Source organism: Xanthomonas sp. LMC-A-07, assembly GCF_030208825.1.
Classification (GTDB): Bacteria; Pseudomonadota; Gammaproteobacteria; order Xanthomonadales; family Xanthomonadaceae; genus Xanthomonas; species Xanthomonas campestris.
Window position 1 is genome coordinate 154,708 of record NZ_JARVTF010000016.1, and the last position, 24,562, is coordinate 179,269.

The following is a 24,562-nucleotide window of genomic DNA, read 5'->3' on the forward strand; positions in this document are numbered from 1 at the left end:
CGTACTCTCGCTCCGCCACCTGCAGGCGCGGAACATCAAAAGGGGAAAATGAAAAACCGCAGTCCGCTTCTATTCGGAAGCAGGCACCACGGAGCCGTCGGAGGATACCGCAAAACGTGCCACGTTAGCGCGCTGGAACGGCTTCACGTCGACGATACTGCCGCCTTGCTGAACCTCTACCGCCGACGCATTGCCCAGCACCACACGGCCGATCTGGCCCGGTGAATAGGTGCGTTGCTCGCCGGCACGGATTAACGCTTTTTCCACCGCGCTGCCATCCGGTGCCAGGATCTGCACCCAGCTGTCACCGCTGAAACGCAGCGACAACGTGCCAGCACTGCTGGCGGTCGGGGTCTCGGCAGCAGGTGTGGCCCGGGGCACCGGCGTCATCGACGCGATATACGGCGCAGGCTGTTCACGTGGCGCGGAAGACGGTGGCTCGGCAGTCCGCGCGGGCGTGCCGGTCTTGGCAGCATCCGGCACGCTGTCCAGCGACACGGTGCTTGGCCCCTGTCCATCCAGGTGCGAGCGCGTGGCGTACCACACCGGCACTGCGAACACGCCGGTGATCACGACGTACATCGCCTTGCGTGCGGTGCTTTCCAGAATCCGCCGGGCACGCGGGGTATGCGTGTGACTGACCAGCTTGACCGGTTCAACCGGCGCAATCGTGGTTTGCTGCAGCAGCGGATCCAGATCGACACGCAGCAGGCGCGCGTAGCTGCGCAACTGCCCGCGCACGAAGACCGGCGCGCCGAGACGCTGCCATTCTTCCTGTTCGAGCGAACGCACCACGTGGGCCGGCATGCGCAGCTTGCCTGCCACATCGTCCACGCTCAGACCTGCCGCTTCGCGCGCGTCGCGCAACTGCTGCCCGCATCCCTTTTCCTGCTCGAAAGGATTCGGATTGGAATCACTGATCACAATGCATTGGCCCCAGGAGTAGCGGTCGCTGCGTCAGGAAATTCCTTGACCAACCGCTGTTGATAACGGCCGGCAGCTACCTTGTCGCCGAGCCCTTGCTCAATCTGAATGGCGAGTTGTAACACGGAAGCAGTTGCCGGTGCAGCCGCGAGCCGTCGTTCGACGAATGCGCGGGCTTCGAAATAATTGCGTTTGCCCGCTTCGGAACGGGCCATCGACTCCAGCGCATACGGATTATTCGGGTCCAATTCCAGCGCCTTGCGCAGGTCACGGGATGCACGCTCTAACTGCCCCACCTTGAGCGCGCAGCCGCCGGCATTGCCGAGCGCCGATGCGGGCGAGGAATAGTTGCGATCCGTCAACGCGCGATCAAACCAGACCAGCGACTCGGCCGGTTGGCCATTGGCACAGAGCCACGCGCCGTAGTTGTTGAGCACATCGCCACGTTGCGGCGCAAGCTCTGTGGCGCGGCGGTAGGAGGCGCCCGAAGCCGCCCTGTCGCCTTTCGCGTCTTGAATCAGGGCAAGCATGCCGATGGCGTCCACCGACTGGGAATCTTTCTTCAGCGCGGCACGCACCTGCTCTTCCGCGCCGGCGTAATCGCCGGTGCGCAGGCGATTGCTGGCCAGGCCAAGCTTTTCCTGCACGCCCAGCCGACTCTTGGTGGCCGCGTTGTCGCGGAACGAATAGATCGGCGCGACCTCTTCGACCGTTTTTACCGTGCCGGCCTTGGCATTGCGCCCGCCGCAGCCAACCACGCTGAGCGCGATCACTGCGGCCGCCATTAACGCGATATCACGCTGCCGCATCTCGATCGGCCTGCCCTTCCAATGTGCGGCGGAATTCCGCCTGGCGACGGGTCCGGTCCATGACCTGGCCCTTGAGCTGACCACAGGCTGCATCGATATCGTCGCCACGCGTGCGGCGTACCATCGTCAGCACCTGCGCATCGAGCAGGATCTTCTGGAATGCGCGGATCTCGGTTTCGCCAGAGCGCTCGTAGCGCGTGCCGGGAAACGGGTTGAACGGAATCAGGTTGACCTTGCCGGCATCCTTGGACTGCACGGCATTGTCGAACTGCCGCATCAGCCGGGCAAGCTGGCGCGCATGCTCGGGCTGGTCGTTGATGCCCTTCATCAAGGTGTATTCAAACGTCACCGAGTCGCGCTTCTTGTTGCCGCGCAGGTAGCGCGCGCACGACTCCATCAACTCGGCGATCGGGTACTTCTTGTTCAACGGCACCAGTGACTCGCGCAGTGCATCGTTGGCGGCATGCAGCGAAACGGCCAGCGACACGTCGCTTTCGGTGGCCAGCCGGTCGATCATCGGCACCAGGCCCGAGGTGGACAGCGTCACCCGCTTGCTGGCCAGGCCGTAGCCCAGATCGTCGCGCATCACGCTCATCGCGCGCACGACGTTGTCGAAATTCATCAGTGGCTCACCCATGCCCATCATCACCACATTGGTGAGACGACGCTGCTGGTGCGGCACATTGCCCAGATGGCGCGCGGCAACCCAGACCTGCCCGATGATCTCGGCGGTGGTGAGGTTGCGGTTGAAGCCCTGGGTGGCGGTCGAACAGAAGGTGCAGTTCAAGCCGCAGCCGACCTGGGAAGACACGCACAGCGTGCCACGGCCCTTGTCGGGGATATAGACCGTCTCGATCGCATTCTTGCCGTCGGTTCCCATGGCCAGCAGCCACTTGTGGGTGCCGTCGGTCGACGGTTTGTCGAACACGACATTCGGGACGAGGACCTCGGCGCGCTGGTGCAACTTCGCACGCAGCGCCTTGCCGAGGTCCGTCATCTGGTCGAAATCAGTGACGTAGCGATGATGAATCCACTTCATCACCTGATGGGCACGGTAGCGCGCCTCGCCGAGCGTATCGGCGAAGAAGTGCTCCAGCCCCTCGCGGTCGAGGTCGAGCAGGTTCTGCTTATGCACCGGTGCAGCCGGGACGGGGACGTCCAGCAACACGGAGGGGATCACGACCTCATTCACGATTCGACTCTCTCGGCCTCAGCGCGAGACCACTTCAGTTGCGGCAAAGAAATACGCGACTTCGTTGGCAGCATTCTCGACCGAGTCCGAGCCGTGGGCGGCGTTGGCATCGATCGAATCAGCGAAGTCGGCACGGATGGTGCCCGGTGCGGCGTCCTTCGGGTTGGTGGCGCCCAGCAGGTCGCGGTGTGCGGCCACGGCGTTCTCGCCTTCCAGCGCCTGGATCATCACCGGGCCGGAGATCATGAACTCGACCAGCGCGTTGAAGAACGGACGCTCGCGGTGCACGGCGTAGAAGCCTTCGGCTTCGCGGCGCGACAGCTGCTTGTACTTGGCGGCCACGACCTTCAGGCCAGCCTTCTCGAAGCGGCTATAGATTTCACCAATGACGTTCTTGGCGACGGCGTCGGGCTTGATGATGGACAGGGTGCGCTCCAGCGCCATGGGAGAATCTCCGTTGGGCGGGCCACTGAAGGCCCGAGGTTATCATGAAAAAAACCCGCGTCGAAACGCGGGCTTAGCCTTCTTTGCGATGGTCAATTCTATCCCGTCGTCCTTACCTTTGCATACCAGGCCCTGAATCGTGCTGCAGTGCGGCATGACCATGGCGTTCGCGAGCCCGTAGACTCAAACAATCGTTTGATTGAGCGCCACACCTGTCCATGCCCAAGCCCGCCCACTTCTCGACCAAGGACCGCATCCTCAGCGCGGCCGAGGAGTTGTTCGCACAGCACGGGTTCGCCGGCACCTCGCTGCGCCAGCTCACCACCCAGGCCGACGTCAATATCGCCGCGGTCAACTACCACTTCGGCTCCAAGGAAAATCTGGTCAACGAGGTGTTCCGCCGGCGCATGGACGAGATGACGGCCGCACGGCTGCAGCAGCTCGAGGCCGCCAAGCGTAGCCAGCCGGGCGAACTCACTGCGGTGCTGGCCGCGTTCGTGGAGCCGGCGCTGGCCATGGCCCAGGACCGCCAGAGTGGCGGCGCCTTCGTCCGCGTGATCGCCAGGGCCTATGCGGAAAAGAACGACAACCTGCGCAAGTTCCTCTCCGACCATTACGGCCATGTGCTGCGCGAGTTCGGCAAGGCCATCGCCGGCTGCGTGCCGGGCCTGAGCAAGGAAGAGCTGTACTGGCGCCTGGATTTCCTGGCCGGAGCGCTCACCTATGCCATGGCCGATTTCGGCCTCATCAAACGCCCGGCGGGCGTGAGCGAGGCCGACCATCGCGCGCACGCCGCGCGCGAACTGATTCGTTTCGCGGAACCCGGTTTCCGCACCCATTCCACACCGTAGTCGCACTCACCAAAGGCTCATCGCTATGTCCAATCCGTTGCTAGTCCGTCGCGCCGCCGTGCTCGGTGCCGGCGTCATGGGCGCACAGATCGCCGCGCACCTCACCAATGCCGGTGTCGACACCGTGCTGTTCGACCTGCCCGCCAAGGAAGGTCCGGCCGATGGCATCGTGCTCAAGGCCATCGCCAACCTGGGCAAGCTCAGCCCCGCCCCGCTCGCCAGCAAGGCGCTGGCCGAGGCGATCACGCCGGCCAACTACGAGAGCGGGCTGGAGCAGTTGCGCGACTGCGACCTGATCATCGAGGCGATTGCCGAGCGGATGGACTGGAAGCAGGACCTGTACAAGAAGATCGCCCCGTTCGTCTCCGAGCATGCGGTGCTGGCCTCCAATACGTCCGGGCTGGGCATCAACAAGCTGTCGGACGTGCTGCCGGAGCAGCTGCGCCACCGCTTCTGCGGCGTGCACTTCTTCAATCCGCCGCGGTACATGCACCTGGCCGAGCTGATTCCGGCCAAGGGCACCGACAAGGCCGTGCTCGAAGGCCTGGAAAGCTTCCTGGTCACCACGCTCGGCAAGGGTGTGGTGTACGCCAAGGACACCCCGAACTTCATCGGTAACCGCATCGGCGTGTTCTCGATCCTGTCCACCATCCACCACACCGCCGAGTTCGGCCTGGGCTTCGATGAAGTCGATGGCCTGACCGGCCCGCTGGTCGGCCGCCCGAAGTCGGCGACCTACCGCACCTCGGACGTGGTCGGCCTGGACACCATGGCGCACGTGATCAAGACCATGGGCGACACCCTGCCGGACGACCCGTGGCACCAATATTTCAAGTCGCCGAAGTGGTTGGAGGCGCTGATCGCCAAGGGTGCGCTTGGCCAGAAGGTCGGCGCCGGCATCTTCCGCAAGGTCGGCAAGGACATCGTGGTGCTGGACCTAGAGAAGCAGGATTACCGCGCCGCCGATCGCAGCGCTGCGCCGGAAGTGGTCGAGATCCTCAAGATCAAGAATCCGGCCGAAAAGTTCGCCAAGCTGCGCGAGAGCCAGCATCCGCAGGCGCAGTTCCTGTGGGCGACGTTCCGCGACCTGTTCCACTACAGCGCCTATCACCTGGCCGACATCGCCGAGACCGCGCGCGATGTGGATCTGGCGATCCGCTGGGGCTACGGCTGGTCGCTGGGCCCGTTCGAAACCTGGCAGGCCGCCGGCTGGAAGCAGGTAGCGCAGTGGATTGCCGAAGACATTGCCAGCGGCAAGAGCATGAGCAGCGCGCCGCTGCCGAACTGGGTGTTCGACGGCCGCGATGGCGTGCATGCGGCCGAGGGTTCCTACAGCCCGGCGCGCGATGCCAAGCTGCCGCGTTCGGCGCTGCCGGTGTACAAGCGCCAGCGCTTCCCCGATCCGCTGCTGGGCGAGCAGTTCTCGCCGGGCGAGACGGTGTTCGAAAACGACGGCGTGCGCATGTGGCACGACGGCGACGACATCGCGGTGGTCAGCTTCAAGACCAAGATGAACACCGTGTCCGATCACGTGCTCAATGGCCTGCAGGAAGTTGTTGGCCGCGCGGAGAAAGACTTCGCCGGCCTGGTGATCTGGCAGCAGAAGGAACCCTTCTCCGCCGGCGCCGATCTGGCCGGTGCGCTGGGCCTGTTGCAGGCCGGCAAGGTCGATGCGTTCGAGGCGATGGTCGCCAACTTCCAGGCCACCAGCCAGCGCATCAAGTACGCGCAGGTGCCGGTAATCTCGGCGGTGCGCGGCCTGGCACTGGGCGGTGGCTGCGAGTTCCAGATGCACAGCGCCAAGACGGTGGCCTCGCTGGAAAGCTATATCGGTCTGGTCGAAGCTGGCGTCGGCCTGCTGCCGGCCGGTGGTGGCCTCAAGGAGTTGGCGGTGCGCGCCTCGGTGGCGGCCGGCCCTGGCGGCGACGTGTTCGCCGAACTCAAGAAGACCTTCGAGACCGTGGCAATGGCCAAGGTGTCCAACTCGGCGGTCAATGCCAAGGAACTGGGCCTGCTGCGCGCCACCGACAAGGTGGTGTTCAACAGCTATGAAGCCCTGCACATCGCCAAGGCCGAAGCGCATGCACTGGCCGAAGGCGGCTACCGCGCGCCGCTGCCGGCACGCCGCATCCAGGTCGCCGGCGACGTCGGTATCGCCACTTTCAAGATGCTGCTGGTCAACATGCTGGAAGGCCGCTTCATCAGCGAATACGACTACGAGATCGCCACCCGCATCGCCACCGTGGTGTGCGGCGGCGAGATCGACCGCGGCGCGCTGGTGGACGAGGAATGGCTGCTCAAGCTGGAGCGCAAGCACTTCGTCGAGCTGGCCCAGCAGGAAAAGACCCAGGCACGGATCGGCCACATGCTCAAGACGGGCAAGCCGCTCAGAAACTGAGATTCGTGATTCGGGATTGGGGATTCGTCACAACGGCTCCCCCTGCCCTCCAACATTCCATCCCGCCGGACGGGACCATTCGGACATCGGAATTCGCTTTGACGAATCCCGACTCACGAATCCCCAATCCCGGCTATCGGAGATAGCCATGAGCAAGCAGATTCAAGAAGCCTACATCGTTGCCGCCACGCGTACGCCGGTGGGCAAGGCGCCGAAAGGCGTGTTCCGCAATACCCGTCCTGACGACATGCTGGCGCACGTGCTGCGTGCGGTGGTGGCGCAGGCGCCGGGCATCGATTTGTCGAGGATCGACGATGCCATCATCGGGTGCGCGATGCCCGAGGGCGAGCAAGGCATGAATGTGGCGCGCATCGGCGTGCTGCTGGCCGGTCTGCCGAATACGGTGGCCGGGCAGACCATCAACCGCTTCTGTTCGTCCGGCATCCAGGCCGTGGCGATGGCGGCCGACCAGATCCGTCTGGGTAATGCCGACCTGATGCTGGCCGGCGGCACCGAGTCGATGTCGATGGTGCCGATGATGGGCAACAAGGTCGCGATGTCGCCGAATGTGTTCGCCGACGACCACGTGGCGATTGCCTACGGCATGGGCATCACCGCCGAGAAGGTCGCCGAGGAATGGAAGGTCTCGCGCGAAGATCAGGATGCATTCGCGCTGGCCTCGCACCAGAAAGCCATCGCGGCCATTGCGGCTGGCGAGTTCCGCGACGAAATCACTCCGTACGAAATTTTGTCGCATCAACCCGACCTGGCCGGCAACGTGATTGCGCTGCGCAAGCGCCTGGTCGACACCGATGAAGGCCCGCGTCCGGACAGCTCGCTTGAAGGTTTGGCCAAGCTGCGTCCGGTGTTCCGTAACGGCCAGTTCGGCGGCAGCGTCACTGCCGGTAATTCCTCGCAGATGAGCGATGGTGCCGGCGCGGTGCTGCTGGCCTCCGAACAGGCAATCAAGGATTACGGCCTGACCCCGCTGGCACGGTTTGTCAGCTTCTCGGTGGCCGGTGTGCGCCCGGAAGTGATGGGCATCGGCCCGATCGCCGCGATTCCCAAGGCGCTCAAGCAGGCCGGCCTGACCAAGGACCAGATCGACTGGATCGAACTCAACGAAGCTTTCGCCGCGCAGGCACTGGCAGTGATCCGCGACAGCGAACTGGATCCGTCCAAGGTCAACCCGCTGGGCGGCGCGATCGCGCTGGGCCATCCGCTGGGCGCCACCGGCGCGATCCGTGCCGCCACGCTGGTGCACGGCCTGCGCCGTCGTCAGCAGAAGTACGGCATGGTCACCATGTGCATCGGCACCGGCATGGGTGCTGCGGGCATCATCGAAGCGCTGTAAGCGCAACACGGCGGGCCCGCAACGCTGGTTCGTCGCGCCGCATGCTGTAAAGACCGAAGGCGTGCTCATGCACGCCTTCGGTCGTTTCAGCGCTGCAGCGAAGCCATCAACGCGCCACCAGCCATTGGCCGGTACGCGCGCCCGCAAACACCAGCGCCAGCCCCGCGAGCAGCGTCACCGCCAGATAGAGACCGATCAGGGTGGAACGCTCGGTGCGTGCGAACACCAGGCATTCCATCATCAGCGACGAGAACGTCGTCAGCCCGCCCATCACACCGACGATCAGCAACGCGCGCAACGCCCAACTCGCTGGCCCGCGTGCATCCAGCCAGACCATCAACAGGCCGGCGAAAAAGGCACCGACCAAGTTGACGGTCAGGGTTCCCCAGGGAAACCCTGTGCCGAAGCGCTGCAGCAGCGATGCACCAATGGCAAAGCGCAGGCCGGAGCCCACCGCGCCGCCCGCCATAGCCAGCAGCGCCTGTTGCCACCACACCGGCGCACTCATCGGCACACCGTGCGCAGCGCACAGACAGGTCTTGAAGGCTTACAACGCATCATCGGCATGCTCCTCGGTCGATACATCGCGATGCCGGGACAGCGGCCTGCCGCCCCGGCGTGGGTGGGCAGGCATCATCAGCGCGCTGAACAAGCGCGCGGTTCAAGGAGGAATGCCATCTCCAGTGCAGCAGATTATGCGGTGGGCTTGCGGCCCTTGTCAGCACGGGCCTGTTCGCGTGCTTCGCGTAACCGGTCGAGCTTTTCCTTGAGCTTGATCTCCAGCCCGCGCGGTACCGGGTTGTAGTAAACCCGCTCGCCCATCGCATCCGGAAAGCCGGTCTGGTCCAGCGCGATACCGCCTTCGGCATCGTGGTCGTACTGGTAATCCTGGCCGTAGCCGAGCGTCTTCATCAATTTGGTCGGTGCGTTGCGCAGATGCAGCGGCACTTCCTGGGTGCCGGTGGCGCGCACCTCGGCCTTGGCCTGATTGAAGGCGGCATAGCCGGCATTGGACTTGGCGGTACTGGCCAGATACAGCACCAGCTGCGCAAAGGCCAGCTCGCCTTCCGGGCTGCCCAGGCGCTCGAAGATGTCCCAGGCCTCCAGCGCCATGCTCTGCGCGCGCGGATCGGCCAGGCCGATGTCCTCGATCGCCATGCGGGTCAGCCGGCGCGCCAGATACGCCGGGTCGCAACCGCCATCGAGCATGCGGGTGAGCCAGTACAACGCGGCATCGGGATTGGAACTGCGCACCGACTTGTGCAGCGCGGAGATCTGGTCGTAGAACTGCTCGCCATTCTTATCGAAGCGGCGGGTGCGATCGGCCAGGACCTGCAGCAGCGTTTGCGGCGTGATTTCACCGCCCTCGCCCGTTGCCAGCTCTGCGGCGATTTCCAGCAGCGTCAACGCGCGGCGCACATCGCCATCGGCGGCGCTGGCGATCTCAAGCAACGAAGCATCAGTGACCTGGATGGTCTCCTGCCCCAGCCCGCGCTCGCTGTCCTGCAGGGCGCGCTGCAAGGCCTCAACGATGTCTTGCGGCGAGACGGCTTCCAGCACATGCACGCGGCAGCGCGACAACAAGGCCGAGTTCAACTCGAAAGACGGATTTTCGGTGGTGGCGCCCACAAACAGGATGGTGCCGCGTTCGATATGCGGCAGGAAGGCATCCTGCTGCGCCTTGTTGAAGCGGTGCACCTCGTCGACGAACAACACCGTGCGCCGGCCGCTGGCAAAGCGTTGCGCGGCTTCGGCCAGCACCTGGCGCACCTCCGGCAAGCCGGACAGCACCGCCGAAATGGCCTTGAATTCCGCATCGGCGTAATGCGCCAGCAGCAGCGCCAGCGTGGTCTTGCCGCACCCCGGCGGACCCCACAGGATCATCGAGTGCACGCGGCCGGATTCGACCGCGCGCCGCAACGCGCTATTGGGTGCCAGCAGGCGTTTTTGACCCACCATCTCGTCGAGCGTGCGCGGCCGCATGCGTTCGGCCAGCGGGCGCAGATGATCTCCATCCACGCTCAGCAGATCGGCGGTTTCGACAGGGAGCCTGGTACGTGCCACGTGCGTAGTCTAGCGCGCCGGCACGCGGGGCCGATGGCAACGCAGCATTGCGCCAGAGTTGTTGCGCGCGCTGATTGGCACCGCTGCCATGGTTATTGCGCGTCGCCCACCACATCCACACCCTTGGCGGGCGTGAAGCGGAAGGTATCGGCGGCGAATGCGGGGTTGCGCTTCCAGCCCTCGAAGGTAATCGCCGTGCGTTGGCCCACCGCATCGACGATTTCCATCCTGGCCAGACCCTGCTTGCCAAAGCCAAGCGAGGCCATCTGGAAGCTGGCTTCGGTATCGACCTTGGGTGTCAGCGACAACCATTGCAAGCCATCACGCTCGGCGGCTTCTTCGCTGACGTCGTATTGCTTGTCCAGACGCGCCGGGTCGATCAAGGCGGTCAACGGGCTGTTCTGTTCTTCGGTGCCCTGCACGCGCACGGTCACCTGCTCCAGGTCGGGGTCGAATACCCAGACTTTCTTGCCATCGGCCACGATCAACTGCTTGTACGGCTTGGCATATTCCCAGCGAAACAGGCGCGGCGCCGACAACGCAACGCGGCCGCTGGAGGTTTCCTTGGCGCGGCCATTGGCATCGGTGACCTTCTGGCTGAACTGCCCGTCCAGGCCCTTCAAACCGCGAGTGAAGGCATCCAGCTCCTGACGTGCGCCGGCGAAAGCGGTGCCGGCGAGCAAGGCGGTGGCGAGGACGGCGTAACGGAGCTGGCGATGCATCGCGGTCTTCCAAAAGGGACTAGGTGAATTCTGAAGCTTCCTGGATGAATGGGCGAGCAGTGTCGGCGGCCGATGTTCAGCCGCGTGTGCCCGCCTGCGTCACCCTCACCGCGCGGTCTGCACCTGCGAGAGGTCGCCGTACACGATCTGCCCACGGAAGCCGCGGCGCACTTGCTGATACAGCTCGCGGAAGGCGCGGTAATCCTGCGGCTGGCACAGTGCCTGCGGCCCACGAATGGCGGCGCGCTGCAGGCGATGCACCGCAGTCACGGTCTGGCCCTTGCGGGTCCAGTCCACGGCATACTCACCGGCCGCATTGCGGAAGGTGCTGCTGCGCGGGATGGCAATGATCGGCACGGTGTCCGGAAAGGTCACCGCATAGGTTTCTTCGCGCACGCTGTCGTTGCAGTAGAACGGGGTGAGATTGTCTTCGGCCGAGGTCGTTGTATAGATCGCCCGCGTGGATTCAGCGCCCGGCATATCCGGCAAGGTCATGCCGCCGACCACCGAGAAATCCACCGCGTCGTTGGCCTGAAAGCGATAGCGGTAGTTGAACGGCGCATCCAGGTCGAGTGGATCGCCCTGGATCAACAGATCGCCGGTGCCGTCGAAACCGGACTGGGCAATGATGGATTCCTCGATGCGGTTGCGGTTCTGCGCATTGAGCTGCACGAACATCGCCCGCAAACCCACCTCGCCGGTCTGGCCGCTGTCCAGCGTGGTCAGCCCTTCCAGGCCACCTTGCGCGGTAAAGCGGTACTCGGTGCGGGCCACGTAGCGGTTGAGCTTGCGATCATTCGGCGGCGTCTGCGTGACCTTGCCATCCAGTGTGTGCACCACCGGTGCGCCGAGATCTCCGGCAGGCAGCTGGCCGAAGCGCGCATAGGGGTTGGTGGAATCCACGTACAGATCGAATGCCGGGATATAGGTAATGGCGTGATTGAACCGCCCCAGCACCGGGATCGGCGGCAGGGTCGGCCCGCCTTCGGCGCCGATCAACACCGGCGTGCTGGCGATGCCCTTGGCGGCCAGCAGTGCTTCCAGGATGACGGTGTGATCCTTGCAGTCGCCATAGTGGTTGGCCAGGATGCTGTCGGCGCTGTTGGGCTCCAGCCCGCCGTTGCCCAGATACACCGCCACGTAGCGAATGTTGCGCGCCACCCAGGCGTACAACGCCGCCGCCTGCGCACGCGGCGCCTCGATGCCGCGGGTCACCTCATCGGCCAGCGACTGGATCGCCGGCGTCACTGCCGCTGCCCGCCCGCCTTTGACGTGATACGCCAGGCCCATCTGCGACCAGCTGTCGAAGGTGCTGGCCATCAGTGTGGGGCTGAACTCCCAGGTGGCCGCGCTCCAGTTCTGGTTCTTCATCGGTACGGCACGCTGGTAATGCCATTCCCAGCGCGCCTGGTCGCCCCGCACCACCGGCTTGGTGCTGCCTTCCAGCCCACGCACCGACAGGTGCATCGGCAATGCCTTCGGCGCGACCAGGGTGACGACCGCATCGTCGTACTGCGCAAACACGCTGAAGGTCTCCCACAGGCTGAAATACCCGGGGAAATACGGCGTGTTCTGCGCACGGCGCACGCGGTAGACGATGCGCGCGCCCGGCGCCAGGTTCGGGAACACCACTACCTTGACCTTGCGGTCGGCATACATCGCTGCCGATGCACTGGAGTAGCTTTCCTGGGTGTAGATCTTGTCGGCCGCCACGTCCTGGCGCAGCCCTTCGGCGGTGATGGTGTAGGCCTCGAGCACGTCGAGGGTTTCCATCTTTTCGCTGTAACTCAGCCGCACCTGGCTGAACTGCTCGACCGCCGATTTGGTCTTGAGCAGGATCTCGTAGGTGTCCGTCTCCACACTGCTGGCGTCGTCACGCACTTCGTAGTCGGCGCGGTAGCGCACGAAGCTGTAGTTGGTGTCAGCCTGCGCGCGCGCCGCCGATGCGGGCGCGGCCGCTTGCTGCTGCGCCTGGCCCAGCTGCGGCATGGAAAAAAGCAGCACACACAACAACAAGGGACAACGCAGCATGGGTCTCGATCGCGGCGGACCGGAGCGGCCCTTGGTTTACAGGGTAGCCGTTGCGCCCGCCAGACACATGGACGCGCCTCCAGAAACGGCCAATGCACGGCGCCAACGCCGCAGCGTCACACGCCATGGCAGGCTCAGTTTTTCGGCGGCGGCGGCGCCAGCACGGTGCGGTCGCCGTTGTGTTCGGGCGGGCTGACCACGCCCGCTGCCTCCATCGCCTCGATCAACCGCGCAGCACGGTTGTAGCCGATCTTCAAGCGACGTTGCACGCCTGAAATGGACGCGCGCCGGGTCTCGGTGACGATGCGCAGTGCCTCGTCGTACAGCGGGTCGGACTCGTCGCCACCGCCGCCACTGCTTTCAGGCAACCCGGTCGCGCCAACCACGGTGCCATCGCCCATGGTCTGCACTTCATCCAGCACGCCATCCACATACGCCACTGGCCCGCTGGCCTTGAGATGTTCGACCACCCGATGCACTTCTTCGTCGCTGACGAAGGCGCCATGCACGCGGTCCGGCAACGCCGTGCCCGGCGGCAGGTACAGCATGTCGCCGTTACCCAACAGCGCCTCGGCACCGGACTGATCCAGGATGGTGCGCGAATCGATCTTAGAGCTGACCTGGAACGCCACGCGGGTCGGGATATTGGCCTTGATCAGGCCGGTGATCACATCCACCGAGGGGCGTTGGGTGGCCAGAATGAGGTGGATGCCGGCCGCACGTGCCTTCTGTGCCAGGCGCGCAATGAGCTCTTCGACCTTCTTGCCGACGATCATCATCATGTCGGCGAATTCGTCGATGAAGATGACGATGAACGGCAGCGTTTCCAGCGGCCGCGGCGCTTCACCCAGTTCCGGGTTCGGCTTGAACAGCGGGTCCATCATCGGCTGGCCGGCGTCCTCGGCGTCCTTGACCTTCTTGTTGAAGCCGGCCAGGTTGCGCACGCCCACCGCGCTCATCAGTTTGTAGCGGCGCTCCATCTCGGCCACGCACCAGCGCAGGCCGTTGGCGGCCTCCTTCATGTCGGTGACCACCGGCGCCAGCAGATGCGGGATGCCCTGGTAGACGCTCAGTTCGAGCATCTTCGGGTCGATCATCAGCATCCGCAGTTCCTTGTGCGAGGCCTTGAACAGTAGGCTCAGCACCATCGCGTTGACCGCCACCGACTTGCCCGAACCGGTGGTACCGGCCACCAGCAAGTGCGGCATGCGCGCCAGATCGGCCACCGTCGGGCGGCCGGCGATGTCCTTGCCCAGCGCCAGCGTCAGCGGGCTAGCCGACTTGTCGTATTCCTTGGAGCGCAGCAACTCGGACAGGAAGATCATCTCGCGGGTGACGTTGGGGATTTCCAACCCCACCACCGACTTGCCCGGAATCACGTCCACCACGCGTACCGACTTCACCGACAACCCGCGTGCGATGTCCTTGTCCAGCGAACTGATCTGGCTGACCTTCACGCCGGGCGCGGGCTCGATCTCGAACCGGGTGATCACCGGACCCGGATATGCACCGACCACCTGCGCCTCGATGCGGAAATCCTTGAGCTTGAACTCGATCTGCCGCGACAGCGTTTCCAGCGTCTCTTCCGAATACCCCTTGGCCTGCGGCTTGGGGTCATCCAGTAGCGCGAGCGGCGGCAGATCCGAGCCGTCGGTGCTGACGCCCTGGAACATCGGGATCTGGGTATCGCGCTTGGCGCGCTCGCTCTTTTCCACCACCGGTGCCGGCGGCGGCTCGATCTTGACCGGATCACGCTTGGCCTGCTTGACCGCATCGACCTTGCGCACTTCCTCGCGTTCTTCGCGCATCACGCGGGTCTGCTGCCACTCGGTCGCCTGATGCGACTTGCGCTGCAGCAACGGTCCCAGCGCCAGCACCCACTTGCCGATGCGCTCCATCACCACGAACCACGACAACCCGGTCGCCAGCGTGATCGACACCAGCAGCAGCACCACCACGAACAGGTTCGCCCCCAGCGCACCGAACCCGGCGCTGAGCGAATTACTCACCAGCCGGCCCAGGATGCCGCCCGCGCCAGCCACGTCGCCATTGAACAGGCGCAGGTGCAGGAAGCCGGTCGAGGCAATCAGGAAGCCGACCATGCCGACCAGGCGCAAGGCCGGGCCCAGGTCGGCCTCGGCCTGCCCTTCTTTGTCCATGCCGAACAAGGCGATCCAGGCCACTGCGCCCAGCACCACCGGCAACAGGAAGGCCACGTAGCCAAACAGCTGCAGCAACACATCGGCGATCCAGGCGCCTACCCGGCCGCCCATGTTGTGCACCGGTGCGACCACGCTGCCGGTCTGCGACCAGCCCGGGTCCGCCGCTGAATAGGTGAACAGGCTCGCCAACAGGTACAGCAACAGCGGCGCAACCGCGATCAGCGCCAGATCGCGCCAGAGCTTCTGCCGACGGGGATTGTCCGCGGCCGCCGGCTTGCGCGACGACGACTTGCCCTCTGCGGGCTTGCTGTGTTCGGGAACCTGCTTTGCCACCTGTAGCCAGACCTTAGAAAAATGCTGTTAGTGGTTGATAATAAACGACTGAGTGCACAGTTTCAGCAGCCACGCATCGGATCAGCAGCAACCCACGCCACAGCCAACGAAAAACGCCGCACAAGGCGGCGTCGAAAGCGCGAATGGGGATGACCATGCCATCGGCGGTCCAAGCAGTTCCATCGCGCCGCCTTGATTCACCGGGTGGGGACCGCCACTCTATGCCGCCACAGGGGCGCTGATTGCACCGCGCCAACCCTGCCTTTTCCTAGATCGCGAGTATACATGAGCGCCTCATCTGCCAGTCCCGCCAAGCATTCCCGCCTGCTGATCCTCGGCTCCGGCCCGGCCGGCTGGACCGCCGCGGTCTACGCCGCCCGCGCCAACCTCAAGCCGGTAGTGATCACCGGGCTGCAGCAAGGCGGCCAGCTGATGACGACCACCGAGGTGGACAACTGGCCGGGCGACCCCCACGGTCTGATGGGCCCGGACCTGATGAGCCGCATGCAGGCGCATGCCGAGCGTTTCGATACCGAGGTCATCTTCGACCACATCCATACCGCCGACCTGTCGCAGCGCCCGTTCCGGCTGATCGGCGACAGTGCCGAGTACACCTGCGACGCATTGATCATCTCCACCGGCGCGACCGCCAAGTACCTGGGCATCCCCACCGAAGAAGCGTTCAAGGGCCGCGGCGTGTCCGCCTGCGCCACCTGCGACGGCTTCTTCTACAAGGACCAGGACGTGGTAGTGGTCGGCGGTGGCAACACCGCGGTCGAAGAAGCGCTGTACCTGTCCAACATTGCCCGCAAGGTCTACCTGGTGCACCGCCGCGACACGCTGCGCGCCGAAAAGATCATGCAGGACAAGCTGTTCGCGAAGGTAGCTGCCGGCAAGATCGAAACCGTCTGGCACCACGCCATCGAAGAAGTGCTGGGCAACGATGCCGGCGTGACCGGCGTGCGGGTCAAGTCCACCCTCGACGGCAGCACCCGCGACATCGACGCGCACGGCTTCTTTGTCGCCATCGGCCACCACCCCAACACGCAGTTGTTCGACGGCCAGCTGGCCATGAATAACGGCTACCTGGAGATCCGCTCCGGCCTGAACGGCGCGGCGACCGAGACCTCGGTGGCGGGCGTGTTCGCAGCCGGCGATGTCGCCGACCAGCATTATCGCCAGGCAATCACCTCGGCTGGTTTCGGCTGCATGGCCGCGTTGGATGCCGAACGGTATCTGGACAAGAGCGCCTGAGGTGATGGCTGGCCGACGGCCCCACCCGCAGGCTCCTGGCGCTAGAGGGGCAGCGGCGTGAGCGTGACTGCGCGCTGGTGCCGCCAGCTTGCGGAGATACCCGCCGGCGCCTGGGACAGCCTGCATGACGGGACGCACCCCTTCGTCTCCCATGCCTTCCTCGAAGGCATGGAGCGCGAAGGCTGCCTGCGCCCGGACTGGGGCTGGCAGGCACTGCACCTGACGTTATGGGACGGCGACGCCCTGGTCGCCGCTGCCCCGGGCTATCTGAAGAACAACTCCCACGGCGAGTTTGTGTTCGACCACGCCTGGGCGCATGCCTATGCCCGCTATGGCCAGGACTACTTCCCCAAGTGGTTGTGCGGGGTGCCGTACTCGCCGGTGACCGGCCCCCGCCTGCTGGGCGACCCGCGCTGGCACACGCACCTGCTCGACGGCATGCGCACGCTGGTGGAAAGCGCCGGCCTGTCGTCTGCGCACGTCAATTTCTATCCCGCCAACGAGGACGCGGCATTCACCGCAGAGTGGCTGGAGCGCAACGACCTGCAATACCACTGGCACAACGCGACCGGCTGGGCCGACTTCGAGGCCTATCTGGCCGCGATGAACCACAAGCACCGCAAGAACATCCGCCAGGAGCGCGCCAAAGTGCAGCGCGCCGGAGTGCGTTTTCGTGTACTGCATGGTGACGAGGCCAGTGCGGACGAGCTGCAGGCCATGTACGGCTTCTACCTCAAGACCTTCGAGGAATACGGCAACTCCCCCGCGCTAACGCCCGAATTCCTGCAGCACCTGGCGCAGCACCTGCCGCGGCAGCTGGTGATGTTCCTGGCCGAGCTGGACGGGCAACCCATCGCCGGGGCGCTCTGCCTGCGCGGCGGCGACACTCTGTACGGCCGCTACTGGGGCGGCGAAGCACTGCCCGGCCTGCATTTTGAAACCTGCTACTACCAGGGCATCGAGTATTGCCTGCGCGAAGGCCTGAGCCGCTTCGAGCCCGGCGCCCAGGGGCAACACAAGATTGCGCGCGGCTTCCTGCCCACCCTGGTGCGCAGCCGCCACTGGATTGCCGACCCCGGCTTCCGTGAGCCGCTGGCGCAGTGGTGCGCCGATGAGCGCGCCGCCGTGGCCCAGCATGCCGTCGAGCTGGCCGACCACAGCCCGTTCCGCGACTGACGACATCGCCGCCGCGCAGACTGCGCCGCTAGACTCTGCGCATGTCGCGCACCCTGCCCCATCTGTTGTCTCCGGATCCTGCGAGCCCCTTCCCACCCGCCGAGCACGCCTTGCGCGAGCCCGATGGGCTGCTCGCCATCGGCGGCGACCTGCACCCGCAGCGGCTACTCAACGCCTACGCGCACGGAATCTTTCCTTGGTTCTCCGACGGCCAACCGCTGCTGTGGTGGAGCCCGAACCCGCGCACCGTGTTCCGCACCGACGCCATCCACTTGTCGTCCCGCTTCAGGCGGCAGCTGCGCACATGCACCTGGACCCTGCGCGCCGACACGGCATTTGCGCAGGTCATCGCCGCCTGCGCGTCGAGCCCGCGCCCTGGCCAGGACGGCACCTGGATTACCGACCAGATGCAGGAGGCCTACCTGGACCTGCACAGACGCGGCCACGCGCATTCAGTCGAAGTGTTCGACGGCGCGCGTCTGGTAGGCGGCATCTATGGGGTTACGATCGGTCAGATGTTCTTCGGCGAAAGCATGTTCAGCGGCGCCAGTGGCGGCTCCAAGATTGCACTGGCAGCGCTCGCCGCCGAGCTGCATGGCCGCGGCTGGCCACTGATCGATGCGCAGGTAGAAAACCCGCACCTGATGCGCCTGGGCGCCCAACGCCTGCCACGCGAGCAGTTCCTGCGGCACGTAGCCACCCAGGTCGCATTGCCCGAGCCACCTGGCAGCTGGACGCAACGCTATGGCGAACGGCACGCAAGCGCGCTTGCAGGAGTCCGCTTAACATAAAATTTGCGCCTCGGCGAGATGGGGCGTAAAATGCTGTCCCTTACGGCCCTGCCGGGCCAACCGTGATTGCACAGGATTACATGTCGAAAGACGACTCCATTGAATTCGAAGGCAGCGTCAGCGAGACGCTCCCCAACACCACGTTCCGGGTCAAGCTGGAAAACGGGCATGAAATCATCGCCCACATCTCCGGCCGTATGCGCAAGAACTACATCCGCATCCTCACCGGCGACCGTGTCAAAGTTGAGATGACGCCGTACGACCTCACCAAGGGTCGTATTACCTACCGCATGAAGTAAGCGGTTCTGGTATCAAGACGCGAAGCGGCCAAGTGCCGCTTCTTGTCGTGCCTGGGGTTTATTTTCTGCCCGTGCGGTCGCGTTACATGGGCAGGTTTTCGCCTGCGCGCTGATCTGTGCGTTGACGTTTTCGGCGGCCGATAGCGCAGCTGCGTGATGCACCCGCAGATCATGTGATTGTTCGACCACTGCAGCGCGGCTCCGGGCTCTACGCAGGTCATGGCGTCTTGGTGGTCTACGCCGATCCCCCGCACTTGGGCGCCCGTGACGCGCCGGCACCCGCCCCAACGCGCCAGCATTACGCCAGACCGCTGCCGCTCCAGCTCCAGCGCGTTCAACACAAAAAAGCCGCTCTTTCGAGCGGCTTTTTCTCTAGCAGCGACCAATCAAAGTCGATCAATCAACCGTGGCCGGCAACAGGCGCTCCGGTTCCGGATGCGCTTCGACCACCAGCTCGCCATCCTTGACGTCGATGTTGACGCGGCCACCTTCCACCAGCTTGCCGAACAGCAACTCGTCGGCCAGCGGACGCTTGATCTTCTCCTGAATCACGCGCGACATCGGGCGCGCGCCCATCAGCGGATCGAAGCCATGCTGGGCCAGCCAGTCGCGCGCGGTCGGCGTGGCCGACAGCGACACGTGCTTTTCCTGCAACAGCATTTCCAGCTCGATGATGAACTTGTCCACCACCCGCAGGATGTGGTCGAAGCCCAACGGCTGGAACTGCACGATCGCATCCAGACGGTTGCGGAACTCCGGTGTGAAACCGCGGCGGATCGATTCCATCGCATCGGTGGAATGATCCTGCTTGGTGAAACCGATCGAACGACGCGAGGCCTGCGTGGCACCGGCGTTGGTCGTCATCACCAGGATCACGTTCTTGAAGTTCGCTTCGCGCCCGTTGGTATCGGTGAGGATGCCGCGGTCCATGACCTGCAACAGGATGTTGAAGATGTCCGGATGCGCCTTCTCTACCTCGTCAAGCAGCAGCACACAGTGCGGCGTCTTGACGATCTTTTCGGTCAGCAGACCGCCCTGATCGAAACCGACATAGCCCGGAGGCGCACCGATCAGACGGCTGATCGAATGCGCTTCCATGTACTCGGACATGTCGAACCGCACCAGCTCAATGCCCAATTGCAGCGCGAGCTGTTTGGTGACCTCGGTCTTGCCCACACCGGTCGGGCCGGCGAACAGGAAGTTGCCGATCGGCTTCTCCGGATTGGCCAGGCCCGAGCGCGCCAGCTTGATCGAGCCAGCCAGCGTTTCGATCGCCGGGTTCTGCCCGAAGATCACCATCTTGAGGTTGCGCTCCAGATGCTGCAGCACGTCCTTGTCGGTCGCGCTGACCTGCTTGGCCGGAATGCGCGCCATCTTGGCCACAATGGTCTCGATCTCTTCGATGTCGATGAGCTCCTTGCGCTGCCCTTCGGGCAACAGCCGCTGGCGCGCACCGGCTTCGTCGATCACGTCGATGGCCTTGTCCGGCAGCAGACGGTCGCCGATGTGCTTGACCGACAGATCCACCGCCGCCTGCAACGCGTCATCGGCATACGTCACGCCGTGGTGCGCTTCGTACTTGGGCTTGAGGCCCTGCAGGATTTCGAAGGTTTCACCGACGGTTGGCTCGACGATGTCGATCTTCTGGAAGCGGCGTGCCAGGGCACGGTCCTTCTCGAAGATGCCGCGGTATTCCTGGAACGTGGTCGAGCCGATGCAGCGCAGCTCGCCCGACGCCAGTGCCGGCTTGATCAGGTTGGAGGCGTCCATGGTGCCGCCCGACGCCGAGCCCGCACCGATGATGGTGTGGATCTCGTCGATGAACAGCACCGCGTTCGGCACCTTCTTCAGCGCGGTCAGCACGCCCTTCAGACGCTTTTCGAAGTCGCCGCGGTACTTGGTGCCTGCGACCAGTGCGCCAAGGTCGAGCGAGAAGATCACCGCGTCGGCCAGCACTTCCGGCACGTCGGCATCGACGATGCGCTTGGCCAGGCCTTCGGCGATCGCGGTCTTGCCCACGCCGGCCTCGCCCACGTACAGCGGATTGTTCTTGCGGCGGCGGCACAGGACCTGGATGGTGCGTTCGATCTCGTCCCCACGCCCAACCAGCGGGTCGATCTTGCCGTTACGGGCATGATCGTTCAGGTTGGTGGCGTACTCGGCCAGGGCATCGCCCTTGCCTTCGCCCTCGCCCGCATCGCTCTTGGGCTCACCATCCGAGGCGGACGGCTGCTCGCCGTCTTCACCCAGCTTGGCGATGCCGTGGGAGAGGTAATTGACGATATCCAGGCGGGTGATGTCCTGCTGATTCAGGAAGTAAACCGCATGTGAGTCTTTTTCGCCGAAGATCGCCACCAACACATTGGCGCCGGTGACCTCCTTCTTGCCGGAGGACTGCACGTGGTAGACGGCGCGTTGCAGCACGCGCTGGAAGCCCAGGGTGGGCTGCGTGTCGCGGCCATCGTCCTCGGCCAGGCGCGAGACCGAGGCCTCGATCGCCTGTTCCAGGTCAGTGTGCAGACGCACTTGGTCCGCACCGCAGGCCTTCAAGACGGCTTGCGCGGAGGGGTTGTCCAGCAGCGAGAGCAGCAGGTGTTCGACGGTCATGAATTCATGCCGCGCCTCACGGGCTCGCTTGTAGCACTGGCCGATGGTTTGCTCTAGGTCTTTGCTGAACATTGGTAACTCCGAACGGCTGTTGCCAACAATATGCGGCTTTTGTTGGGATTTTCCACAACCCTATCGGATAGGCATGTTCAGATGGCGTTAGCACGCCATTGCAGCGACACCGTTGCACTGCTGGAATGATCCAGCCAGACCGCTCAGGCCTGCTCCATCGTGCACAGCAGCGGGTGCTGGTTCATGCGCGAGAATTCGTTGACCTGGGCCACTTTGGACTCGGCAACCTCGCGGCTGTAGACGCCGCAGACGCCGCGCCCCCGCGTATGGACATGCAGCATCACCTGCGTGGCGCGCTCCAGATCCAGATTGAAGAACTGCTGCAGCACGGTCACCACGAAGTCCATCGGGGTGTAGTCATCATTCAGCAGGAGCACCTGATAGCGCGGCGGTGGCGCCACTTCGGGCTTGCTGGTCTCAACCACTAGGCCGTGGTCGTGTTCGTGGGAGGTCTTACGAGGCATCCGGCCATTATACGGTCCCGCGCCGTCCGCATTGGACGATTTGGCCCCGCGCCCGCACAATTTGCGCCTGTTCTCCGGCCGGCCACTGATGACGTCTTCCCATACTGCGTTGCAATGGCACGCTCCGTGGCGCACTGCGCTACTGCCGGCATCCGCATTGGCGGCATGCAGTGTTGCACTGCGCCGCACTGCGGATGCCGCACCTAGCGCCCGCTGCGATCGGTGGACGGCGCTTGTTTCCTGTGCGGCGCGGATCAATCTCCAGCCTGCCACTTCCTGGACCCGGTGACTGATGACGCTTCAAGAAACCCGCTGGCACCCCGATGTCACCGTGGCCACCGTGGTGGTCCGTGACGGCCGCTTCTTGCAGGTGGAAGAATCCATCGGGGGGCGCCTGCTGTTGAACCAGCCCGCCGGGCATCTGGAGCCGGACGAAAGCCTGCTGCAGGCGGCCGTGCGCGAGACCTTGGAGGAAACCGGCTGGGACGTGCGCCTGACGCAGCTCATCGGGACCTACCAATGGGTGGCGCCCACCGGGCAGTGCTTCCTGCGCTTTGCCTTCGTCGCCGATGCCCTCGCCCATCATCCCGAACGCAGCCTGGACACGGGTGTGGTGCGCGCGCTGTGGATGACGCCCGAGGAACTGCGCGCTGCCAGCAATCGGCTGCGCAGCCCGCTGGTCTGGGAGGTGGTGGCCGACTATCTGGCCGGGCAACGCCATCCGCTGGCGCTGGTACGGCACGTCGCATGAGCACGCCGCGGACCATCGTAGGGGTGTCGGGCGGCGTGGATTCGTCGGTGGCGGCATGGAAGCTGGCCCAGGACGGCGAGCCGATCGCCGGCCTGTTCATGCAGAACTGGGCCGACGATGGCAGCGGCGACTGCCGTGCGGAGGACGACCGGCGCGATGCGGTGGCTGTCTGTGGCGTGCTGGGTATTCCCTTCCATTTTCGGGATTTCTCCGGCGAGTACTGGAGCGGCGTGTTCGAGCATTTTCTGGCCGAATACGCGGCCGGACGCACGCCGAACCCGGACGTGCTGTGCAACCGCGAGGTCAAGTTCAAGCACTTCCTGGAGGCTGCCCAGGCGCTGGGCGCCGAGCGGATCGCCACCGGCCACTACGCGCGCGTAGCCCATCTGGGCGGGCGCTGGCGGCTGTTGCGCGGGGCCGACCGCAACAAGGATCAGAGCTACTTTCTGCACCAGTTGGGCCAGAGCCAGCTGGCGGCCACGCTGTTCCCGATCGGCGAGCTGGAAAAGAGCGCGCTGCGCCGGATCGCCCAGGACGCCGGCCTGCCGACGCATGCCAAGAAGGATTCGACCGGCATCTGTTTCATTGGCGAGCGCGACTTCCGCGAATTCCTGGGCCGTTATCTGCCCGCCCGCACCGGCGAGATCCGTGACCCGCAGGGGCAGCGGATTGCCGAGCATCCGGGGGTGTTCTATTTCACCCTGGGCCAGCGCGAAGGCCTGAATATCGGCGGCGTGCGCGGGCGTGCCGCAGCGCCCTGGTATGTGGTTGGCAAGGACGTGGCCAGCAACGTGCTGTATGTGGACCAGGACCGCGACAGCCCGCTACTGCAGTCACGTTGGCTGCAGTCCGAGCAGGCGCACTGGGTCACCGGCGCACCGCCGGCGCGCAGTTTCAGCTGTACCGCGCAAACCCGCTACCGGCAGCCGGATGAGCCCTGCACCGTCACCGTCCAGGACGACGGCACGCTACAGGTGCACTTCGAGCGGCCGCAACGCGCAGTGACGCCAGGGCAGTCGTTGGTGTTGTACGACGGCGAGGAATGCCTGGGCGGTGCGGTCATTGCCGCCACCGATGCGCCGCTGGAACGCCAGCTGGCGGGATCTTCTTTTTCTTCCGAGGTAGTGGCTTGATGAGTTCTTCCATGGATCACCGTGTGCTGGCGCTGGCCGGCGTCGCTCAGGCCTTGCAGCAGGTGCGGCGGATCGCCGAGACCGGGCATTCGGAGGCGGCAACGGTTCGCACTGCCGTGGACAGCGTATTCCGGGTGGACGCCGCCACGCCGGAGGGCGTGTATGGCTCCTCGGCCGATGTGGCGCCAGGCCTGCGCCTGCTGCACAACTATTTCACCAACCAGGGCAAGGACGACATGCTGCCGCGGCTAGCCCTAGCGGTACTGCAACTGGAACGGCGCTTCGTGCGCGACCATTCCACGGTCGAGACCGTCTCCAAGGGCATCGAGGCGGCCGCCCGCCAGGCCCAGACCTTGGGCGACAGCGCGCACCCGGATGTGCTGAGCGCGCTTGGCGCCCTGTATGCGCAGACCATCAGCCACTTGCGCCCCAAGGTCATGGTGCAGGGCAACCCGCACTACCTGGGCCAGGCCGGCGTGGTCGCCGAGATCCGTGCGCTGCTGCTGGCCGCGGTGCGCTCGGCAGTGCTGTGGCGGCAGATGGGCGGCAGCCTGTGGGATTTCCTGTTCGCCAAGCGTGCCATGATCGATGCGGTGGCACGCGCGCTGCGTTGATGGCGCAGGCCGCCTGATGGCGTGAGACACGCGCAGGCAGTGGGCACACCGGTGTGATGCGGTTGAATGGCGTGCAGCGACGTGGTGATCGTCGCTAAAGACAAAGGGGGTACGGCC

21 protein-coding genes and 1 riboswitch are annotated in these 24,562 nt (G+C 64.8%); of the genes, 10 read left to right on the plus strand and 11 right to left on the minus strand.

What is annotated here, in order from left to right:
- Positions 1 to 69: 69 nt before the first annotated feature.
- The 4 genes from QRM89_RS17390 to ndk all read right to left on the minus strand — a co-directional run bounded on the left by QRM89_RS17390 (position 70) and on the right by ndk (position 3,369).
- Positions 70 to 924, minus strand: a complete 855-nt coding sequence (locus QRM89_RS17390; protein WP_014507730.1) for a RodZ domain-containing protein — start codon at positions 922 to 924, stop codon at positions 70 to 72.
- Positions 921 to 1,709, minus strand: a complete 789-nt coding sequence (gene pilW, locus QRM89_RS17395; RefSeq protein ID WP_285448602.1) for a type IV pilus biogenesis/stability protein PilW — start codon at positions 1,707 to 1,709, stop codon at positions 921 to 923. The genes QRM89_RS17390 and pilW overlap by 4 nt, the downstream gene beginning before the upstream one ends.
- Positions 1,710 to 1,719: 10 nt before the next feature.
- Positions 1,720 to 2,868, minus strand: a complete 1,149-nt coding sequence (rlmN, locus tag QRM89_RS17400) for a 23S rRNA (adenine(2503)-C(2))-methyltransferase RlmN (protein WP_285448603.1) — start codon at positions 2,866 to 2,868, stop codon at positions 1,720 to 1,722.
- Between the two features lie 75 nt (positions 2,869 to 2,943).
- Positions 2,944 to 3,369 (minus strand): nucleoside-diphosphate kinase, encoded by a 426-nt coding sequence (ndk, locus tag QRM89_RS17405; RefSeq protein ID WP_002812972.1) that lies wholly within the window; start codon positions 3,367 to 3,369, stop codon positions 2,944 to 2,946.
- A gap of 218 nt (positions 3,370 to 3,587) precedes the next feature.
- Here ndk and QRM89_RS17410 point away from each other — a divergent pair, with 218 nt between their 5' ends.
- The 3 genes from QRM89_RS17410 to QRM89_RS17420 all read left to right on the plus strand — a co-directional run bounded on the left by QRM89_RS17410 (position 3,588) and on the right by QRM89_RS17420 (position 7,972).
- Complete coding sequence (locus QRM89_RS17410) at positions 3,588 to 4,220, plus strand: TetR/AcrR family transcriptional regulator (protein ID WP_011037144.1); 633 nt, start codon at positions 3,588 to 3,590, stop codon at positions 4,218 to 4,220.
- 25 nt (positions 4,221 to 4,245) lie between these two features.
- Positions 4,246 to 6,618: a 3-hydroxyacyl-CoA dehydrogenase/enoyl-CoA hydratase family protein gene (locus tag QRM89_RS17415; RefSeq protein ID WP_285448588.1), complete on the plus strand. Its 2,373-nt coding sequence runs from the start codon at positions 4,246 to 4,248 to the stop codon at positions 6,616 to 6,618.
- Between the two features lie 148 nt (positions 6,619 to 6,766).
- The gene (locus QRM89_RS17420) at positions 6,767 to 7,972 is read left to right on the plus strand and encodes an acetyl-CoA C-acyltransferase (RefSeq protein ID WP_005991024.1); all 1,206 of its coding nucleotides are present in this window, start codon (positions 6,767 to 6,769) and stop codon (positions 7,970 to 7,972) included.
- A 106-nt stretch (positions 7,973 to 8,078) separates the two neighbouring features.
- On the opposite strand, the gene crcB is transcribed toward QRM89_RS17420, so the two are convergent.
- The 5 genes from crcB to QRM89_RS17445 all read right to left on the minus strand — a co-directional run bounded on the left by crcB (position 8,079) and on the right by QRM89_RS17445 (position 15,284).
- Positions 8,079 to 8,480, minus strand: coding sequence for a fluoride efflux transporter CrcB (gene crcB / locus QRM89_RS17425; protein ID WP_070693060.1), 402 nt, complete (start codon positions 8,478 to 8,480; stop codon positions 8,079 to 8,081).
- A gap of 112 nt (positions 8,481 to 8,592) precedes the next feature.
- Positions 8,593 to 8,663: riboswitch (Fluoride riboswitch) on the minus strand.
- Positions 8,664 to 8,665: 2 nt separating this feature from the next.
- The gene (locus tag QRM89_RS17430) at positions 8,666 to 9,955 is read right to left on the minus strand and encodes a replication-associated recombination protein A (RefSeq protein ID WP_192884333.1); all 1,290 of its coding nucleotides are present in this window, start codon (positions 9,953 to 9,955) and stop codon (positions 8,666 to 8,668) included.
- A 173-nt stretch (positions 9,956 to 10,128) separates the two neighbouring features.
- Positions 10,129 to 10,758: an outer membrane lipoprotein chaperone LolA gene (gene lolA / locus QRM89_RS17435; protein ID WP_014507723.1), complete on the minus strand. Its 630-nt coding sequence runs from the start codon at positions 10,756 to 10,758 to the stop codon at positions 10,129 to 10,131.
- A 105-nt stretch (positions 10,759 to 10,863) separates the two neighbouring features.
- Positions 10,864 to 12,789 carry a DUF3857 and transglutaminase domain-containing protein gene (locus QRM89_RS17440; RefSeq protein WP_285448589.1) on the minus strand — a complete coding sequence of 642 codons (1,926 nt, stop codon included), beginning with the start codon at positions 12,787 to 12,789 and terminating at the stop codon, positions 10,864 to 10,866.
- Positions 12,790 to 12,923: 134 nt separating this feature from the next.
- The gene (locus QRM89_RS17445) at positions 12,924 to 15,284 is read right to left on the minus strand and encodes a DNA translocase FtsK (RefSeq protein ID WP_285448590.1); all 2,361 of its coding nucleotides are present in this window, start codon (positions 15,282 to 15,284) and stop codon (positions 12,924 to 12,926) included.
- A gap of 285 nt (positions 15,285 to 15,569) precedes the next feature.
- Between QRM89_RS17445 and trxB the strand changes: the two genes are divergently transcribed.
- From trxB to infA, 4 genes are all read left to right on the plus strand, one after another.
- Positions 15,570 to 16,538 (plus strand): thioredoxin-disulfide reductase, encoded by a 969-nt coding sequence (gene trxB / locus QRM89_RS17450; RefSeq protein ID WP_285448591.1) that lies wholly within the window; start codon positions 15,570 to 15,572, stop codon positions 16,536 to 16,538.
- A 57-nt stretch (positions 16,539 to 16,595) separates the two neighbouring features.
- Positions 16,596 to 17,714 (plus strand): GNAT family N-acetyltransferase, encoded by a 1,119-nt coding sequence (locus QRM89_RS17455; RefSeq protein ID WP_285448592.1) that lies wholly within the window; start codon positions 16,596 to 16,598, stop codon positions 17,712 to 17,714.
- Between the two features lie 41 nt (positions 17,715 to 17,755).
- Entirely contained in the window at positions 17,756 to 18,505 is a 750-nt protein-coding gene (gene aat, locus QRM89_RS17460; protein ID WP_285448593.1) for a leucyl/phenylalanyl-tRNA--protein transferase, read from the plus strand.
- 80 nt (positions 18,506 to 18,585) lie between these two features.
- Positions 18,586 to 18,804: a translation initiation factor IF-1 gene (gene infA / locus QRM89_RS17465; RefSeq protein WP_002813418.1), complete on the plus strand. Its 219-nt coding sequence runs from the start codon at positions 18,586 to 18,588 to the stop codon at positions 18,802 to 18,804.
- A 396-nt stretch (positions 18,805 to 19,200) separates the two neighbouring features.
- Here infA and clpA read toward each other — a convergent pair whose 3' ends face one another.
- Together clpA and clpS are read right to left on the minus strand one after the other, a co-directional pair.
- Positions 19,201 to 21,483, minus strand: coding sequence for an ATP-dependent Clp protease ATP-binding subunit ClpA (clpA, locus tag QRM89_RS17470; protein WP_285448594.1), 2,283 nt, complete (start codon positions 21,481 to 21,483; stop codon positions 19,201 to 19,203).
- 143 nt (positions 21,484 to 21,626) lie between these two features.
- On the minus strand, positions 21,627 to 21,947 hold the full coding sequence (clpS, locus tag QRM89_RS17475) for an ATP-dependent Clp protease adapter ClpS (RefSeq protein WP_029217216.1): 321 nt from the start codon (positions 21,945 to 21,947) through the stop codon (positions 21,627 to 21,629).
- 292 nt (positions 21,948 to 22,239) lie between these two features.
- Here clpS and QRM89_RS17480 point away from each other — a divergent pair, with 292 nt between their 5' ends.
- Genes QRM89_RS17480 through hflD form a run of 3 tightly spaced genes read left to right on the plus strand, consistent with a single transcriptional unit; the run spans position 22,240 to position 24,445 of the window.
- Positions 22,240 to 22,698 carry an NUDIX hydrolase gene (locus QRM89_RS17480; RefSeq protein WP_103700673.1) on the plus strand — a complete coding sequence of 153 codons (459 nt, stop codon included), beginning with the start codon at positions 22,240 to 22,242 and terminating at the stop codon, positions 22,696 to 22,698.
- Positions 22,695 to 23,831: a tRNA 2-thiouridine(34) synthase MnmA gene (gene mnmA / locus QRM89_RS17485; RefSeq protein ID WP_042599049.1), complete on the plus strand. Its 1,137-nt coding sequence runs from the start codon at positions 22,695 to 22,697 to the stop codon at positions 23,829 to 23,831. The genes QRM89_RS17480 and mnmA overlap by 4 nt, the downstream gene beginning before the upstream one ends.
- Complete coding sequence (gene hflD / locus QRM89_RS17490) at positions 23,831 to 24,445, plus strand: high frequency lysogenization protein HflD (RefSeq protein ID WP_114998379.1); 615 nt, start codon at positions 23,831 to 23,833, stop codon at positions 24,443 to 24,445. The genes mnmA and hflD overlap by 1 nt, the downstream gene beginning before the upstream one ends.
- Positions 24,446 to 24,562 lie beyond the last annotated feature (117 nt).